Here is a 16,496-nt window from a genome sequence, read left to right on the forward strand (position 1 = left end):
TTCTCTAGTACACAGTTAGCTAGCAGCTAAACTTTTATTAGAATGGTTGCAAGACTATTAATCATCAACGGTAACAACAATAACAAAAGTCTGAAAACTGTCCTGTTTATGTGATGTATATGTAACGAAAATCTACAACCCCGCACACGTTTGCGCCAAAAAGGTGCAAATCGCTTCTGCGAGCCCGCTCGGCTTCACCCTATGTCAAATTCGTGCCATCATTATTGTCAATTCAGGCATAGACTTAACCAATGCCTAACTCAGGAACGAAGCAATCATTTAATGACCAGGCGATTGAAAGTATTCATAGGGACGGTGGCGGGCTGCGCAATCCTGGTGCTGGCGTTGTGGCAAACCTTGCCGCGCTGGCTGCCGGGGGTGTTATCGCATTGGTTGCCGGCGGGGAGCCGCCTGGAATTGCAGGGCAAATTGCACTGGCGCCAGGGCGGCCTGGCGTTGGCGGGGGCGCGTTTCACTGCGCAAGATTGCCTGTTGGCCAACGTCGGGCCGACGCGGCTGGCTTACCGCCAGGGCCGCTGGCAGCTGTCGAGCGATAAGGTCAGCATCGATAGCGCCTGTTTGTCAAAACTGCCGAGCGGCGACGCCAACAGTGCGCCGCTGGCGCTCGATCAGCTGCAGCAACAGCTGCCGCCGCTGGATCTCACCATTAATGACCTGACGCTCATTCCCTGGCAGCGCTATGCCGGCAAGCTGCAGCTCTCCTCCGGCCCCGACGGGCAACGTCTGCATTATCGGGGCCCGAATCTCAGCGCCGAGGCGCAGCTGGATGAAAAACAGCAGCTGACGTTGCACAGCCTGACCGTGGTTCCGCCCAACAGCGCACAACCGCTGCACCTCGCCGGCAAGATAACCATCCCGTTGGATCTGGCCAGCCTGCCGACGCAGGGCGCGTTGCAGGGGGAAATGCAGACCGCCTATCTGGAAAAACCGGTATTGCTGGACATGCGCTGGCAACAGCAGCAGGGCGTATTGACGGTGAGCGAGAAAGGCGACGATCGCCCGCTGGCGGTGTTGCCGTGGGAAGTCTCGCCGCAGCGGGTCAGCATCAAGCAGGGAGAGTGGCGTTGGCCGTACAGCGAGCAGCCGTTGAACGGCGGGCTCAGCATCGCGCTGCACGATTGGAGCAAAGGGCTGGATGAAACGGAGATCAGCGCGCGGCTGAACGTGATCACTGCGGGTCACAACGGCAAGGGCAATGCGGTGCTCACCCTCGGGCCGGGCAAGGTGGGGTTGACCGACAGCGATCTGCGCTTCCAACTGACCGGCCAGGCCAATCTGGCCGACTTTTCCACTACCGCGTCGATCCCGGGTGTGATCGGCGGCAGCATTCTCAACCCGACGCTGGTGCTGCAGCCCGGTTCGCTGCTGCGCCTGTGGGGCAAGGTGACGCCGGAAATGACGCTGGAAGAGGCGCGTTTACCGCTGGCGGGCGTGAAGGTGACCGCCGCCGGCATCACCGGCCGCCTGCAGGCGATTTTGAGCGCCAGCGACAGTTACTGGGGCCGCTTCAAGCTGCACCTGGACGGCCAGGCACAGGATTTCTGGCCGGACAAGGGCAACTGGCAATGGCGTTACTGGGGCAATGGCCGCTTGCCGCCGCTGCAGGCCGCCTGGGACGTCGCCGGCAGCGGCCGTTGGCGCGACAGTGAGTTGGTGCTCGATAAACTCTCCACCGGCTTCGATAAGTTGAAGTACGGTCTGGTGACGGTCGCCGCGCCGCGCCTGAGCCTCAATCAGCCGCTGCGCTGGCGGCGTGATGAACAAAGTCCGCAGTTCAACGGCGAGTTGCAGCTGGCGGCGGATAAGGTCAGCTTCAGCGACGGCGGCTATCTGCCGGCGCCGGTGCTGGCGCTGCAGATGAACGGCCGTTCGCCGGACAGTTTCCAGCTGCAGGGCAAACTGCAGGCGCAACAGATTGGGCCGATCGCGCTGCGCGGCCGTTGGGACGGCGAACGTCTGCGCGGCGAAGCCTGGTGGCCGAAACAGTCGCTGAAGGTGTTCCAACCGCTGCTGGCGCCGGATCTCAATCTCACGCTGCGCGACGGCGAGTTTTACGCGCAGTCGGCGTTTTCCGCCGCTCGCGAACAGGGGTTCGAGGCCGGTGGCCACTGGGTGGTGAAAAACGGCGGCATGTGGCTGAAGGACGGCGAGATGAGCGGCCTGGATTTTATCCTGTCGTACCGGTTCAAGCAGCATCAGTGGCAATTGGGGGCCAAACAGCCGGTGTCGCTGCGCATCAAGTCTTTCACCAACCTGTTCGAGATGCAGAATATTTCCGCCGATCTGCAGGGCACCTATCCTTATAGCGAAAGGCAGCCGCTGACGTTGAGCAACGTCGGCGTGGACATGCTCAACGGGCATATCAGCCTGTCGGCGCTGCGGTTGCCGCAGCATGACGCCGCGGTGCTGAAGCTGGACAAGGTCGATCTCAGCGCGTTGTTCACCGCCCTGAAACCGAAGCAGTTCGCCATGTCCGGCCGGGTCGACGGCGAACTGCCGCTGTTCCTGAATCACCCGAAATGGCTGGTGCAAAACGGCTGGATCGCCAACGCCGGCACCCTGACGCTGCGGCTGGACAAAGACATGGCCGACGCCATCGGCAGCAATAACCTGGCGACCGGCGCGGCGATCGACTGGCTGCGCTACATGGAAATCAACCGTTCGCACGCCCGGGTCGATCTCGACAACCTGGGCGAGCTGACGCTGAGCGCGCGCATCGACGGCATCAATCCGCAGAAAAGCGCCAAGCGCGAGGTGATCCTGAACTATCGCCATCAGGAAAACGTGTTTCAGCTGTGGCGCAGTTTGCGCTTCGGCGACAATTTACAGGAGTGGCTGGAGCAGGCCCTCTCACAACCTGGGGAGCAACAATGAAAATCATGAGTGTGTCGGCGCTGGCAGCGGTGCTGTGCGTTTCGCTGCTGAGCGGCTGCGTGCCGCGCATCGAGGTGGCGACGCCGAAGGATCCGATCACCATCAATATGAACGTCAAGATCGAGCATGAGATTCATATCAAGGTGGATAAGGACGTCGAAAACCTGCTGAAAACCCAAAGCGGTCTGTTCTAGGAGCCGACATGAAAAAACGTTATGTGTGGCTGGCCGGCGCCGCCTGGCTGTTCAGCAGCGTGGCGATGGCGCTGACGCTGGATGAGGCGAAGCAGCAAGGGCGGGTGGGCGAAACCCTGAGCGGCTATATTGCGCCGGTGAAACAGGATGCGGAAACGCTGGCGCTGGTGAAGCGCATCAACGCCGGCCGCGCCGAGAAGTATCAGGAAGTGGCGGACGGCAACCATATCGCCGTCGACGAAGTGGCGCGCATGGCGGGGCAGAAGCTGGTGACGCGTGCGCAGAGCGGCGAGTATGTGCGCGGCATCAACGGACAATGGTTGAAGAAATAAAAAAAAGCGCGCCGTCTGGCGCGCTAAATGATACGGATAGATGATTATTATGAGGGTTGTGCAGGTTTGACAGGACTTGCCTTTTGTCCGGCAGGGGCACGGCGCCCCTGCGCAGGGTCTTAGGCAGCAACCACCTGAGACAGGGCCGCTTTGGCGTCTTCCTGGGCTTTGGTGGCCACTTCCGGGCCGTAGGCGATGCCTTCCGCGAAGACGAACTCCACGTCGGTAATGCCGATGAAGCCCAGGAACAGACGCAGGTAAGGTTCTACCAGGTCGGTTGGGGTGCCTTTATGGATGCCGCCGCGGCTGGTCAGGATCACGGCGCGTTTGTTTTTCACCAGGCCTTCCGGACCGTTTTCGGTGTAGCGGAAGGTCACGCCGGCGCGGGCCACCAGATCGAAATAGTTTTTCAGCTGGGTCGGGATGTTGAAGTTGTACATCGGTGCGGCAATCACGATGACGTCATTGGCCTGCAGCTCGGCGATCAGCTCGTCCGACAGCGCCAGCGCTTCTTGTTGACGCGGGGTCAACGGCGCATCGGAAGGACGCAGCGCGCCAACCAGTTCGCCGTCCAGCACCGGGATTGGCTGTGCGGCCAGATCGCGTACGGTGATGGTGTCGCCGCTGTGGGCGTTGCTCCATTGCTCTACGAAGAAATCGGCCAGTTGGTTAGACTGAGAGTAGGTCGCCAGGATGCTTGATTTCAGAACCAATACGTTGCTCATCGATAATTCCTTACGTTGTGACAGTGACATCAGGACTCAGCGTCCCTTGCATGAAGTACATGCTATTCACATTCCTCCAACAGTGATAGCGCAATATTTCGAGATCTTCGTTCGATTTTATTGAATGACATGCCGAGGTTTTGCTCGCGGAAGTAGGGCGAAAAAGCCGTTTGTGATAGGCTGTGCGGCTAAAGCAAAAAAATCGCTAAAAAAACATTAAACCGTTGCTAAGCCTGGTCTTGGCGGCGAAGAAACAAGGAACACCGAACGTGAAATCTCCGCTCGAGGCACTGCCGGCCCAACTGGGCGAGCTGATGCTCCGCGATCAACAACGCCTACGTCGTCGCCTGCAGGGCGCACGAAAAATCAAAAATCCCGATGCCCAGCTGGCGGTTGCCGCCGAAGTGGAAAGCGACATCGCGGCGGCGCGGCAAAAAGTGCTGGCGCGCGCCGCGTCTTGCCCGCGCATTACCTATCCGGAAAGCCTGCCGGTCAGTCAGAAAAAGCAGGACATTTTAAACGCTGTCCGCGATCACCAGGTGGTGATCGTCGCCGGGGAGACCGGTTCGGGGAAAACCACCCAGTTGCCGAAGATCTGTCTGGAGCTGGGGCGTGGGGTGAAAGGGCTGATCGGCCACACCCAGCCGCGCCGCCTGGCGGCGCGCACCGTCGCCAACCGCATCGCCGACGAGCTGGAAACCCCGCTCGGCGGCAGCGTCGGTTACAAGGTGCGCTTCAACGATCAGGTCGGGGAAAACACCCTGGTCAAGCTGATGACCGACGGCATCTTGCTGGCGGAAATTCAGCAGGATCGCCTGCTGATGCAGTACGACACGCTGATCATCGATGAAGCGCACGAGCGCAGCCTCAACATCGACTTTATTCTCGGCTACCTGCGCGAACTGTTGCCTAAGCGCCCGGATCTCAAGGTGATCATCACCTCGGCGACCATCGATCCGCAGCGCTTCTCGCGCCATTTCAACAATGCGCCGATCATCGAGGTTTCCGGCCGCACCTACCCGGTGGAGGTGCGTTACCGCCCGGTGGTCGACGACGGCGACGATACCGACCGCGACCAGCTGCAGGCGATTTTCGATGCGGTGGACGAGCTTGGGCGCGAAGGGCCGGGCGACATTCTGATCTTCATGAGCGGCGAGCGCGAGATCCGCGACACCGCCGACGCTCTGAACCGCCTCAATTTGCCGCACACCGAAGTGCTGCCGCTGTATGCGCGCCTGTCGAACAGCGAGCAGAACCGAGTGTTCCAGTCGCACCACGGTCGCCGCATCGTGCTGGCCACCAACGTGGCGGAAACCTCGCTGACGGTGCCGGGCATCAAATACGTCATCGATCCGGGCACCGCGCGCATCAGCCGCTACAGCTTCCGCACCAAGGTGCAGCGCCTGCCGATCGAGCCGGTGTCGCAGGCTTCCGCCAACCAGCGTAAAGGGCGTTGCGGCCGCGTATCGGAAGGGGTGTGCATTCGCTTGTATTCCGAACAGGACTTCCTGTCGCGGCCGGCGTTTACCGATCCAGAGATCCTGCGCACCAACCTGGCGTCGGTCATTCTGCAGATGACCTCGCTGGGGCTGGGCGACATCGCCGCGTTTCCGTTCGTCGAAGCGCCGGACAAGCGCAACATTCAAGATGGCGTGCGCCTGCTGGAAGAGCTGGGGGCGATCGCCACCGCCGACAACGGCCACTATCAGCTGACGCCGCAGGGCCGTCAGCTGGCGCAGTTGCCGATCGACCCGCGTCTGGCGCGCATGGTGCTGGAAGCGCAGAAGAGCGGCAGCGTGCGCGAGGTGATGATCATCACCGCCGCGCTGTCGATTCAGGATCCGCGTGAGCGCCCGATGGACAAGCAGCAGGCCTCGGACGAAAAACACCGCCGCTTCGCCGACAAAGACTCCGATTTCCTGGCGTTCGTCAACCTGTGGGATTATCTGCAGGAGCAGCAAAAGGCGAACTCTTCCAGCCAGTTCCGCCGGCTGTGCCGCAACGATTTCCTCAACTACCTGCGGGTGCGCGAGTGGCAGGATATCTATACCCAGCTGCGCCAGGTGGTGAAAGAGCTGGGGCTGCCGATCAACAGCACGCCTTCCGACTACCGCAGCGTGCACACCGCGCTGCTGACCGGCTTGCTGTCGCACATTGGCCAGAAGGATGCGGACAAGCAGGAATACACCGGCGCGCGCAATGCCCGCTTCTCGATCTTCCCCGGCTCCGGCCTGTTCAAGAAGCCGCCGAAGTGGACCATGGTGGCCGAACTGGTGGAAACCAGCCGCCTGTGGGGGCGCATCGCCGCGCGCATCGAACCGGAATGGATCGAGCCGCTGGCTCAGCATCTGGTGAAACACAGCTACAGCGAGCCGCACTGGTCGAAGTCGCAAGGGGCGGTGATGGCCAGCGAAAAGGTCACGCTGTTCGGTTTGCCGATCGTCGCGGCGCGCCAGGTCAATTACGGCGCCATCGATCCATTGTTGTGCCGTGAGCTGTTTATTCGCCATGCGCTGGTGGAGGGGGACTGGCAGACGCGCCACGCCTTCTTCCGCGACAACCAGAAGCTGCGCGCCGAAGTGGAAGAGCTGGAGCATAAATCGCGCCGCCGCGACATTCTGGTGGACGACGAAACGCTGTTCGGCTTCTACGATCGCCGCATCCCCAACGACGTGGTTTCCGGCCGTCATTTCGACAGCTGGTGGAAGAATGCCGCCAAGCAGCAGCCGGATCTGCTGAACTTCGAAAAAGAGATGCTGATCAAAGACGGCGCCAACAAGATCAGCGCGCTGGACTACCCGAACTTCTGGCATCAGGGCAATCTCAAGCTGCGGCTGAGCTACCAGTTTGAACCGGGCACCGACGCCGACGGCGTGACGGTGCACATCCCGCTGCCGATCCTCAATCAGGTGGAGGAGCAGGGCTTCGAGTGGCAGATCCCCGGTATTCGCCGTGAGCTGGTGATCGCGCTGATCAAGTCGCTGCCGAAACCGGTGCGTCGCAACTTTGTGCCGGCGCCGAACTACGCCGAAGCGTTCCTCGGCCGCGTAACGGCGCTGGAGTTGCCGCTGCTGGACGCGCTGGAGCGTGAACTGCGGCGCATGACTGGCGTGACCGTGTCACGTGATGACTGGCAGTGGGATCAGGTGCCCGATCACCTGAAAATGACTTTCCGCGTGCTGGGCGAGAAAAACCAGACGCTGCGTGAAGGCAAAGATTTGGCCGCCCTGCGCCTGCAGTTGAAAGAGAAGGTGCAGGAGACGCTGTCGGCGGTGGCCGATGACGGACTGGAGCAGAGCAACCTGCATGTCTGGAGCTTTGGCCAACTGCCGGCGTTCTACGAGCAGAAGCGCGGCGGCTATTCGATGAAGGCTTACCCGGCGCTGGTAGATGAAAAGGACAGCGTGGCGATCCGCCTGTTCGACAGCGAAATCGAGCAGCAACAGGCGATGTGGCAGGGCACACGCCGCCTGCTGTTGCTGAATATTCCTTCGCCGATCAAATATCTGCATGAAAAGCTGCCGAACAAGGCCAAACTGGGGCTCTATTTCAACCCGTACGGCAAGGTGCTGGAGCTGATCGACGACTGCATTTCGTGCGGCATCGACAAGCTGATCGCCGAACACGGCGGCCCGGTCTGGCAGGAAGAAGGCTTTGCGCGTTTGCAAGAGCAGATCCGCGCCGAGCTGAACGACACGGTGGTCGAGGTGGCCAAGCAGGTTGAGCAGATCCTGACGGCGGTCTTCAATATCAACAAGCGGCTGAAAGGCCGGGTGGACATGTCGTTGGCGCTGGCGCTGTCGGATATCAAGACCCAGCTCGGTGGCCTGGTCTACCGTGGCTTCGTCACCGGCAACGGATGGAAACGCCTGCCGGACACGCTGCGTTACCTGCAGGCGATCGAGCGCCGGCTGGAGAAACTGGCTATCGATCCACACCGCGATCGCGCGCAGATGCTGCGGGTGGAGCAGGTGCAGCAGGCGTGGCAGCAGTGGCTGAACAAGCTGCCGCCGAAGCGGCAGCAGGAAGAAGAGGTGAAGGCGGTGCGCTGGATGATCGAGGAACTGCGCGTCAGCCTGTTCGCGCAGCAGTTGGGCACGCCTTACCCGATCTCCGACAAGCGCATTCTGCAAACCATCGAACAGCTTTCGGGCTAAGCTCAGGCGCGCCGGCCGGCAAGCGGCCGGCGCAGCGCAAGTTGAAATTCAGGGAACAGATAAACAGCAACGGCGCTTGATGCGCCGTTGCGAGAGCTACTTGCCCGCCGCCAGGGCGTCCAGCGCTTCGCGGATGCCGGGCACCGCCAGGGCGCGGTTATCGGCGCGATAGCGATCTTTCGCCGCCGGCGCCGAGCTTTGGATGGCGATCAGCTGCCAGCCGTCGGCGGTTTTCAACAGCAGCGGTGAGCCGCTGTCGCCGGGCAGGGTATCACACTGGTGCGACAGTACGCCTTGCTGGGCCCAGCCGGTGACCTTGCAGTTTTGGTGGCTGTAGAGGTCATCCAGATGATCCTCCGGGTAACCCGCCTGAGTGATCAGCCGTTTGGCCTGTTTCAGGGCCTGGGTCAGCGCCTTGCTGTCGCCTTGCCACAGCGGCAACGGTGCGATCGGCAGCGGCTTTTTGTCTTTCAGCCGGATCAGCGCAAAATCATAAGCGGCCGCAGCGGGCGGGACGATCCAGCCATCGCCGTCCGGCTTCAGCTTTTTGCCCAGCTTGCTGTCGACCAGGGTCTCGATATTGCCGGTTTGATACTGCCAGGATTTATCGCCTGCCACAAAGCGCAGAGCGATGGCTTTATCCAGTTGCCCGGGCGGCGCCAGCACGCAGTGGCCGGCGGTCAGCGCCAGGTGCGGGGAGATCAGCGTGGCGGTACACAGATTGCCGCTGGCGGTTTCGACCTGGCCGATGGCTTGCCACGGCTGGGCGGCGGTATCCGTGACCTTGATTCGTTCATCTTTGCCGAAAAACAGACGCGTTTGCTCGGCCTTGGACGGACCGTCGGCGCGTGCCGCCTGAGTAGCGATGAGCGGGAGTGAGCACAGCAACAGTAAAACGGATATGCGCATAGATCTCTTGCCTGACAAATACGGATCATCCATAAACACACTGAATGCTAACTATAGACTGATTTAGCAGCCATGTGGATGGGCAATAATTGATTTTTCAATAATTTCCCGCCGGCAACGCGGCAGGCTACAGGTAAAAAAAGACGGCGATCAGTCCGCAAAGGATCAGGGCGGTCAGAACGATCTCGAACAGGTAGCGGCGCAGCATCAATGAGAACCCCCCGATGAAAAAACACCCGGCGAACCGGGTGTCGTACACGTCAAGCCTGAAGCGGTGAGGGGACCCTCACGTCATTACGCTTTTTTGTGGCTGGTTTTCTTGTGGTGCTTTTTAGCCGCCTGGGCTTTTTGCGCCGGGGCTTTCTTCACGGCTTTTTTGTGATGCTTCTTGGCCGCCTGCGCTTTCTGTACCGGCGCTTTCTTGCCGTGGTGTTTCACCTGAGCTTTAGCCGGCGCAGCGGTGGCGGTGGTGGCGGTAGCCGCAGGTGCGGTGGTGGCAGCCTCGGCAGCGAAAGCCACGGAAGACAGACCCATTGCAGCGGCAACAACCAGAGCTAATACTTTTTTCATCGTAGAATCCTCAACATGACTTTTGGGTATCAACCCCACTGCGGGGCCGTTGAAATGATAGTAGGCAAACGGCGCCCGGCTTTCCGTGAGTGATTGGTTTCGGCATGTAACCTAATGTACAGGGCGACGGCGGCGAGGGGATTGCTGCTATAATGACCGCCAGGCACGATAAAAGGGATTTAAAATGAACGAGATAGTGATTCGTTGTGGCGTAACCGAACTGGGCGAGGTGCCGCTGGCCTATGAGGACTGGGGCGATGAGGCGCATCCGCCGCTGCTGCTCATCATGGGCATCGGCGCGCAGCTGTTGCTGTGGCCTGACGACTTCTGCCGCGCCCTGGTGGCTCAGGGGTTTCGAGTGATCCGTTATGACAACCGCGACGTCGGCCTTTCCGGCAAAACGCAGGCGCAACGTACGCAGCCGTTGTGGCTGCTGATGCTGCGCGCCCAGCTCGGTTGGCAAACGCCGGTGCCTTATACCCTGGCGGACATGGCGACGGACGCGGCGCATCTGCTCGATCATTTACGCATCCCGCAGGCTCACGTACTGGGCGCTTCGATGGGGGGGATGATCGCCCAGGTGCTGGCCGCGGAATACCCGCAGCGCGTCGCCTCGTTATGCATCTTGTTCTCCAGCACCAATCAGCCGCTGTTGCCACCGCCGGCGCCTTCGCTGCTGTGGTTGTTGGTGCGCCGGCCGGCGGCCGATTTGACGCTGCAGCAGCGCCACGAGGGAATGAAGGCCTTCCTGCGCGCGCTCGGTACCCGGTTTTATCCGCCGGAGGAGGCGGAGCTGGATGCATTGGTGAATCGGTTGTTGAAGCGGGGCGTGGATCCCGAAGGCGTGCAGCGGCAACTTTCCGCGTTGCTCGGCAGCGGCGATCTGCGTCGCTACAGCCGGCGCATAGCCGCGCCGACGCTGGTCATTCACGGCGATCGCGATCGGCTGGTACGCAAGGCGGGTGGAGTGGCGATCGCCCGCGCGGTCGTCAACGCCAAATTGCATATTATGCCAGGCATGGGGCATGACCTGCCGGCCTCGTTGAGGCCGCAGCTGGCGGCGATGATCGCCCGTCATGCACTGGGATAAGAGGCCGGAATGCCGGCGTTTTTTGCTGTTTTAGTTACAACATACTAATGGTGAGTGGCCACCCGCCACTCTGTAGCCAAGGCGATGTCGGCACAGAACGTGCGTTATGAAGCATTATCCGGTCTTGCAGGCGGGAAAAGGGCGCGGCAGGGCCGCGCCAGGGGAGATTACAGGTAGCGGTTTTCCAAATGCTGACGGAAATAGCGTGGGTTGAGCGCTTCGCCGGTTGCGTTGGCGATCAGCGTCTCGGTCGGGAAACGGCTGCCGTGGCGCCAGATGTTGTGCTGCAGCCAGTGGAACAGCGGCTGCAGGTTGCCGGCGGCGATATCTTCGTTCAGCGAAGGCAGGGCCTGACGCACGCTGTGGAACAGCTGCGCGGCGTACATCGCGCCGAGGGTGTAAGTCGGGAAGTAGCCGAAGGCACCGTCGGTCCAGTGAATATCCTGCATGCAGCCGTTGCGGTAGTTGCCGATGGTGTCGAGGCCGAGGTAAGCACTCATCTTCTCATTCCACAGCGCCGGAATGTCTTCCACTTCGATATCGCCTTCGATCAGCGCTTTTTCAATTTCGTAGCGCAGGATGACGTGAGCAGGATAGCTCACTTCGTCGGCGTCGACGCGGATCAGGCCCGGTTTAACGCGCTGGTTGAGGCGAATGAAGTTGGTCTCTTCCAGCGCCGGCTGTTCGCCAAACTGCGCGGTGACTAACGGACGCAAGATTTTCAGGAATTCATTGCCGCGCGCCAGCTGCATTTCGAACAGCAGGCTCTGCGATTCGTGGATAGCGGTAGAACGGGCCAGGGCGACCGGCTGGCCGAGCAGATCGCGCGGCAGGTTTTGCTCGTAGCGGGCGTGGCCGGTCTCGTGCACGATGCCGAGCAGCGCGGTCAGAAACTCTTTCTCGTTGTAACGCGTAGTGATGCGTACATCTTCCGGCACGCCGCCGCAGAACGGGTGGGCGCTGACGTCGACACGGCCATTGTCGAAGTTGAAACCGAGCAGTTTCATCACGCTCAGGCTCAGCTGACGCTGGGTGTCCACATTGAACGGGCCTTGTGGCGCCTGGCAGGGCTCATTAGCTTGTTTGGCCACCACGCGCTGCAGCAGATCCGGCAGCCAGGTTTTCAGATCGCCGAAGATGCGGTCGAGATCGCTGCTGCGCATGCCCGGCTCATACAGGTTGAGCAGAGCATCGTAACGGCTTGTGCCGGCCGCCTGCGCGCGGATCTGCGCCTCTTCCCGGCTGAGCTTGACCACCTCGCGCAGGTTGTCGGCGAAGCCGTCCCAATCGTTGGCCGGGCGCTGGGCGCGCCAGGCGTGTTCGCAGCGCGCACCCGCGAGCGACTTGGCCTCGACCAGCGACGCCGGCAGCAGCACGGCGTCTTCATATTGGCGGCGCATCTCGCGCAGGTTGGCGCGGTCGAGTTCGTCCAGCGTCTCTTGCTGCGCGCGATCCAACAGCGCGCCGGTGCTTTGTGCCGTTAAAATCTGGTGCTGCAGCACGCTCAGCTCGGCCAGCGCTTCGGAGCGCGCCTTGCTGCCGCCCGGTGGCATCATGGTTTGCATGTCCCAACCGGCGATGGCGGACAGGTGGCCGAAACGCGACAACCGGCTGAACAGGGCGCGCAGGTGATCGTAAGCAGACGTGTTGGAATGTGCAGATGTCATTATTATTCGGCTCCAATGAGAAGGTCTGGCGGCATTATGCCAGATCGGCTTTTAAACTGAATGTCGGCTTTACCGGCCAGCAGAAACGGAAACTGGCGCCGCCGAGCGAACTGCCTTCGACGAACACCTGCCCCTGGTAGGCGACGGCGATGGAATGGACGATGGCCAGTCCCAACCCGCAGCCGCCGGTAGCGCGATCGCGGCTGGGGTCGAGACGGACGAAAGGTTCAAACACCCGTTCACGCTCTTCCGGCGGAATACCCGGCCCGTCATCCTCGACCTGCAAGCAGGCGAGGTCGCCGTCAAACCACAGGCCGACGCGCAGACGCTGTTCGGAATAGCGCAGCGCGTTGTTGACCAGGTTGTCGAGAACGCGCTCCATCAGGCGCAGATCGACGCCGCCGAAGTCGCCGACGTGTGGGATATCGAGCTGGATGTCACGTTCCTGATGAATAAGACGGATATCATCGACCTTGTCCTCAAGCCATTTTGGCAGATCGATGGGTTCAATGTTTAACGCAACCTGCGGGCGGTCCAAACGGGCATAGGTCAGCAGCTCGTCGATCAGCGACTCCAGCTGGCCGATATCGCGGTTCAGCGCCTGCTGCTCGCTTTCGGACAGATTATCGCTCATTTCGAGCCGGTAACGCAGGCGCACCAGCGGCGTGCGCAGCTCGTGCGCGATGCCGTCGATCAGCTGTTTCTTGCTGGCGATCAGGGTGTTGACGCTGTCGGCCATCTGGTTGAACGCCACGCCGAGCCGGCTCAGGCTGGAGGTGGGATCGAAGTGGGTGCGCTCATCCAGATGCCCGGCGCCGAGCCGCTGGGCGGCGTTTTCCAATTTGAGTAGGTCTTGCCAGTGCGGCCGCATCCACAGAAACACCGGCAGCGCCAGCGACATGCCGATAAACACCAGCAATACCAGATCCAGCAGGCGCATCTGGTGCAGGTAGAACAGATAAGGAATGGGGCCGACCACTAACACGTAGTGGCTGCGCGGAATGCGCTGCATAAAGGTGTACTGATCGTCGAGGGCGATGATTTCCCCCAGCCGCAGCCGTTTTTTCAGATCCTCGCTCAGCGCCTGTTTGCCGAGCGGTTCGATATGCAGTTTGAACGACAGATTGAGATCCAGCGTGGCGATGGTCTTGTTCCAGTCCTTCAACGGGATTTCGCGCAGCTCGCTGCGCATCAGGTACAGCGAACTTTTCATCAGATCGTCCATCGACTGGCGGCCGGCGCGCTCGGCGGTCACCTTGTACACCAGGCCAACCAGCATCGCCATCACCAGAAAACAGACGAACAGCAACAGGAAGAACTGGACGAAAAGTTTTCTCATTGTTGCACCGATGCCCAGGCGTTAGGGGCGAACAGATAGCCTTTATTGCGCACGGTCTTGATGCGGAACGGTTCCAGCGCGTTATCGTACAGCTTGCGGCGCAGGCGGGAGATCGCCACGTCGATGCTGCGATCCATGCCGTCATAGCTTACGCCGCGCAGGTTTTGCAGCAACGCCTCACGATCCATGATCTGCCCGGCGTGGGTCGCCAATTCCCACAACAAATCGAAATCCGAGGTGGACAGGGTGATCGTCTCTTCGCCCAGCGTGACCTGCCGGTTGACCGGATCGATGCACAACAGCCCGAAATGCAGCGCGTTGTGCTGGGTGAGCGGCTGAACCGACTCTTCTTTCGGCTGCTGGCTGTGTTGGCGCAGGTGCAAACGCAGGCGGGCCAGCAACACCGCCGGCGGCGTGGTTTTCAGGATATAGTCGTTGGCGCCCATCTCCAGCGACAGAATATGGTTCATGTCGCTGTCGAGCGAGGTGAGCAGCACGATCGGGCCGGGGAAGGTAGGGCGCAGATCGCGGCACAGCGTCATGCCGTCTTTGCCGGGCAGCATGATGTCCAGCAGCACCAAATCGGGTTGCTCGCGCTCAATGCGCGCCTGCGCGCTGTCGCCGCGCGGTTCGATCAGCACCTCGATGTCGTGTTTGCCCAGATAGGCGGCGATCAGCTTGCCGACTTCAGGATCGTCTTCCACAAAAACAATTTTATGCATATGCCCGTGTTTTAATAAGAAAAGCGGATTTCAGCATAGCGCGGCCTACAGCGATGCGCCATGCGGATCTTTGCCTCAGCGCAGCGGCCGCCCGCCGTCGACGCCGTGGGTGCGGCCGGTCACGTAACGGCTCTCCAGCAGGTAGTTCACCAGATTGACCACTTCGCTCTCGCCCGGCGCGACCTTCATCAGCGATTTCGCCAGCGCTTGTTGGCGGTAGGCTTCATCGTCGCCCGGATTGAAGATGATCAGCGCCGGCGCGATGGCGTTGACCTTCACCTCCGGCGCCAGCTTGCGGGCGAACGATCGGGTCATATTGTCCAACGCGGCCTTGCTGGCGGCGTAGGCGATATGTTTGTCGCTGCCTTTTTCCACCACGTAGTCGGTCAGATGGATAATGTCAGCGCCTGCCTGGCCCTGGCCGGTCAGGCAAGACTCGAGCAGTTGGTTGAGCAAATAGGGCGTATAGACGTGAATTTGCAGCATCGCCGCCATCACTTGCTCCGGCGGCACTTCCGCCGACTCGGCCTGCCAGGCGCTGGCGTTGTGGATCACCGCGCGCAATTTGGGCGCCACCTGCCGCACCTGGTCGGCGAAACGGTAGATACCTTCGTGCGTGGAAAAATCGCCTTGAATACAACTGGCGCCCAAGGCTTTCAACTCGGTCATCGCCGGATATTCGCTGCGATAGGCGATGATGACGGGAACGCCGCGCTGGAGAAACGCTCTGGCGAGCGCCAGCCCGATGCGCCGCGCGCCGCCGGTAATCAGCACCGGGGCAGAGTTGGGGTGTTCCATTGATTAAAGCTCCTGGACAGACTGGCAAACAATAGGGGAATTATGCCATCATACGGCGGAAAGTCGTTAAAGCTTCGCATGATTATCCATTTCTGGATGTAAGATCCCCAATGCGTTTCAGGTTGCCGCCCGGCGGCGGCTTGAAAGACCACGGGTTAACACTGGCCATGAGAGGAATGAGGGGATGAACAGCAATCACCTTGCATCCATCGCGCGCAGTGAGAAAATCTGTTTCGACTATATGGATTTTCTGTCCGCATCGTGCAGGAAGCACTGGCGCTTTGTTGATGCTATTTATGGTGTGATGCCGATCTTCGGCATGGTGTTGAAATCGCGCGTGACCACGTCACAAACGCGCAAAGAGCAGTTGAAAGAGCTGGCGCTGCAAGTGGTGTCGACACAGGTCAGCGATGAAACCAATATCGTGCGCCTGATTGACCTGGCGCAGCAGCAGGGCCTGACGGTGTTTGATATTCAGTTGCCCTATGCGCTGGAAGCGCAACAGCTGGCGGCCATTCAAAAAGAGTGCGAGAAAGGCATTGCGATCGCCCTGGTGGGTGAGCGCATGACCATCACCATTCCCCCTAAAAGCTGACCGGGTGTACCGACCCGGCCGCCCGTTCATGGTTAGGCAATTGACTTACCGAGATGGCCTAACCATGAACGTGATGTCTCACGCCGCATGACGGCCGGCGTCTAGAGCTGGGTCCCGGCATTCGGGCCGGAGCGCAGGGTATAAATACTGTCTATATGAATTAACACCGCGTACTTCGGCGGCTTCATCCCATTTTTTTCCGCAAACGTCAACGCATCGTCAAACGGCTTGCCCGCCAGAAACAGTTCGGGCGTGCCAACGAAGCGGTAACCGTCCAGCGCCTCGCGATCGATGATCACCACGGCCATTTTCGAGCCGGCCTTGATGTTTTTCAGCGTTTGGCCACCGGTATTTTCGTTGTAAATCAGCGTACTGTCATCATAGAGGCGCAAAGAGCGCTTGGGGCCGATATCGGGAACGCCGTTCGGGCTGCTGGTCGCCTGCACAGGCAGCTGTTTAGCCAGCATCTTCTTCATCTCGTCATTCAATTCATTCATTACAGA

Annotated in this window: 15 protein-coding genes; 6 read left to right on the forward strand and 9 right to left on the reverse strand. The window is 60.5% G+C overall.

The window, feature by feature from the left end:
- Positions 1 to 282 precede the first annotated feature (282 nt).
- Genes AC2CGQ_RS06615 through AC2CGQ_RS06625 form a run of 3 tightly spaced genes read left to right on the forward strand, consistent with a single transcriptional unit; the run spans position 283 to position 3,421 of the window.
- Positions 283 to 2,895, forward strand: coding sequence for a YdbH family protein (locus AC2CGQ_RS06615; protein WP_484593527.1), 2,613 nt, complete (start codon positions 283 to 285; stop codon positions 2,893 to 2,895).
- Positions 2,892 to 3,089, forward strand: a complete 198-nt coding sequence (locus AC2CGQ_RS06620; protein ID WP_004930472.1) for a YnbE family lipoprotein — start codon at positions 2,892 to 2,894, stop codon at positions 3,087 to 3,089. Before AC2CGQ_RS06615 ends, AC2CGQ_RS06620 begins: the two co-directional genes overlap by 4 nt.
- 8 nt (positions 3,090 to 3,097) lie before the next feature.
- Entirely contained in the window at positions 3,098 to 3,421 is a 324-nt protein-coding gene (locus tag AC2CGQ_RS06625) for a YdbL family probable chaperone protein (RefSeq protein WP_015377995.1), read from the forward strand.
- Between the two features lie 119 nt (positions 3,422 to 3,540).
- Here AC2CGQ_RS06625 and azoR read toward each other — a convergent pair whose 3' ends face one another.
- Complete coding sequence (azoR, locus tag AC2CGQ_RS06630; protein WP_015377994.1) at positions 3,541 to 4,146, reverse strand: FMN-dependent NADH-azoreductase; 606 nt, start codon at positions 4,144 to 4,146, stop codon at positions 3,541 to 3,543.
- A gap of 269 nt (positions 4,147 to 4,415) precedes the next feature.
- Between azoR and hrpA the strand changes: the two genes are divergently transcribed.
- Entirely contained in the window at positions 4,416 to 8,303 is a 3,888-nt protein-coding gene (gene hrpA, locus AC2CGQ_RS06635; RefSeq protein ID WP_484593528.1) for an ATP-dependent RNA helicase HrpA, read from the forward strand.
- A 96-nt stretch (positions 8,304 to 8,399) separates the two neighbouring features.
- On the opposite strand, the gene AC2CGQ_RS06640 is transcribed toward hrpA, so the two are convergent.
- The 3 genes from AC2CGQ_RS06640 to asr form a co-directional block, all read right to left on the reverse strand.
- Complete coding sequence (locus AC2CGQ_RS06640) at positions 8,400 to 9,212, reverse strand: trypsin-like serine peptidase (RefSeq protein WP_166445154.1); 813 nt, start codon at positions 9,210 to 9,212, stop codon at positions 8,400 to 8,402.
- A gap of 127 nt (positions 9,213 to 9,339) precedes the next feature.
- Positions 9,340 to 9,420 carry a small membrane protein YdgU gene (gene ydgU, locus AC2CGQ_RS06645; RefSeq protein WP_455677416.1) on the reverse strand — a complete coding sequence of 27 codons (81 nt, stop codon included), beginning with the start codon at positions 9,418 to 9,420 and terminating at the stop codon, positions 9,340 to 9,342.
- An 86-nt stretch (positions 9,421 to 9,506) separates the two neighbouring features.
- Entirely contained in the window at positions 9,507 to 9,782 is a 276-nt protein-coding gene (asr, locus tag AC2CGQ_RS06650; protein ID WP_004930450.1) for an acid resistance repetitive basic protein Asr, read from the reverse strand.
- 184 nt (positions 9,783 to 9,966) lie between these two features.
- Between asr and AC2CGQ_RS06655 the strand changes: the two genes are divergently transcribed.
- On the forward strand, positions 9,967 to 10,872 hold the full coding sequence (locus AC2CGQ_RS06655; protein ID WP_075684407.1) for an alpha/beta fold hydrolase: 906 nt from the start codon (positions 9,967 to 9,969) through the stop codon (positions 10,870 to 10,872).
- Positions 10,873 to 11,039: 167 nt separating this feature from the next.
- Here AC2CGQ_RS06655 and AC2CGQ_RS06660 read toward each other — a convergent pair whose 3' ends face one another.
- From AC2CGQ_RS06660 to folM, 4 genes are all read right to left on the reverse strand, one after another.
- Positions 11,040 to 12,539 carry a carboxypeptidase M32 gene (locus AC2CGQ_RS06660; RefSeq protein ID WP_015377988.1) on the reverse strand — a complete coding sequence of 500 codons (1,500 nt, stop codon included), beginning with the start codon at positions 12,537 to 12,539 and terminating at the stop codon, positions 11,040 to 11,042.
- Positions 12,540 to 12,573: 34 nt separating this feature from the next.
- Entirely contained in the window at positions 12,574 to 13,878 is a 1,305-nt protein-coding gene (gene rstB, locus AC2CGQ_RS06665; RefSeq protein ID WP_031299665.1) for a two-component system sensor histidine kinase RstB, read from the reverse strand.
- A complete protein-coding gene (gene rstA / locus AC2CGQ_RS06670; RefSeq protein WP_004938307.1) occupies positions 13,875 to 14,600 on the reverse strand; it encodes a two-component system response regulator RstA in 726 nt (241 codons plus the stop codon). Before rstA ends, rstB begins: the two co-directional genes overlap by 4 nt.
- Before the next feature lie 75 nt (positions 14,601 to 14,675).
- Positions 14,676 to 15,398, reverse strand: a complete 723-nt coding sequence (gene folM / locus AC2CGQ_RS06675; RefSeq protein WP_016927586.1) for a dihydromonapterin reductase — start codon at positions 15,396 to 15,398, stop codon at positions 14,676 to 14,678.
- A 184-nt stretch (positions 15,399 to 15,582) separates the two neighbouring features.
- Here folM and AC2CGQ_RS06680 point away from each other — a divergent pair, with 184 nt between their 5' ends.
- On the forward strand, positions 15,583 to 15,993 hold the full coding sequence (locus tag AC2CGQ_RS06680) for a hypothetical protein (protein ID WP_033632942.1): 411 nt from the start codon (positions 15,583 to 15,585) through the stop codon (positions 15,991 to 15,993).
- A 101-nt stretch (positions 15,994 to 16,094) separates the two neighbouring features.
- On the opposite strand, the gene AC2CGQ_RS06685 is transcribed toward AC2CGQ_RS06680, so the two are convergent.
- Complete coding sequence (locus AC2CGQ_RS06685) at positions 16,095 to 16,469, reverse strand: pyridoxamine 5'-phosphate oxidase family protein (RefSeq protein ID WP_021503779.1); 375 nt, start codon at positions 16,467 to 16,469, stop codon at positions 16,095 to 16,097.
- Between the last annotated feature and the right edge of the window lie 27 nt (positions 16,470 to 16,496).

It is taken from the genome of Serratia sp. DFXYC6, assembly GCF_057196085.1.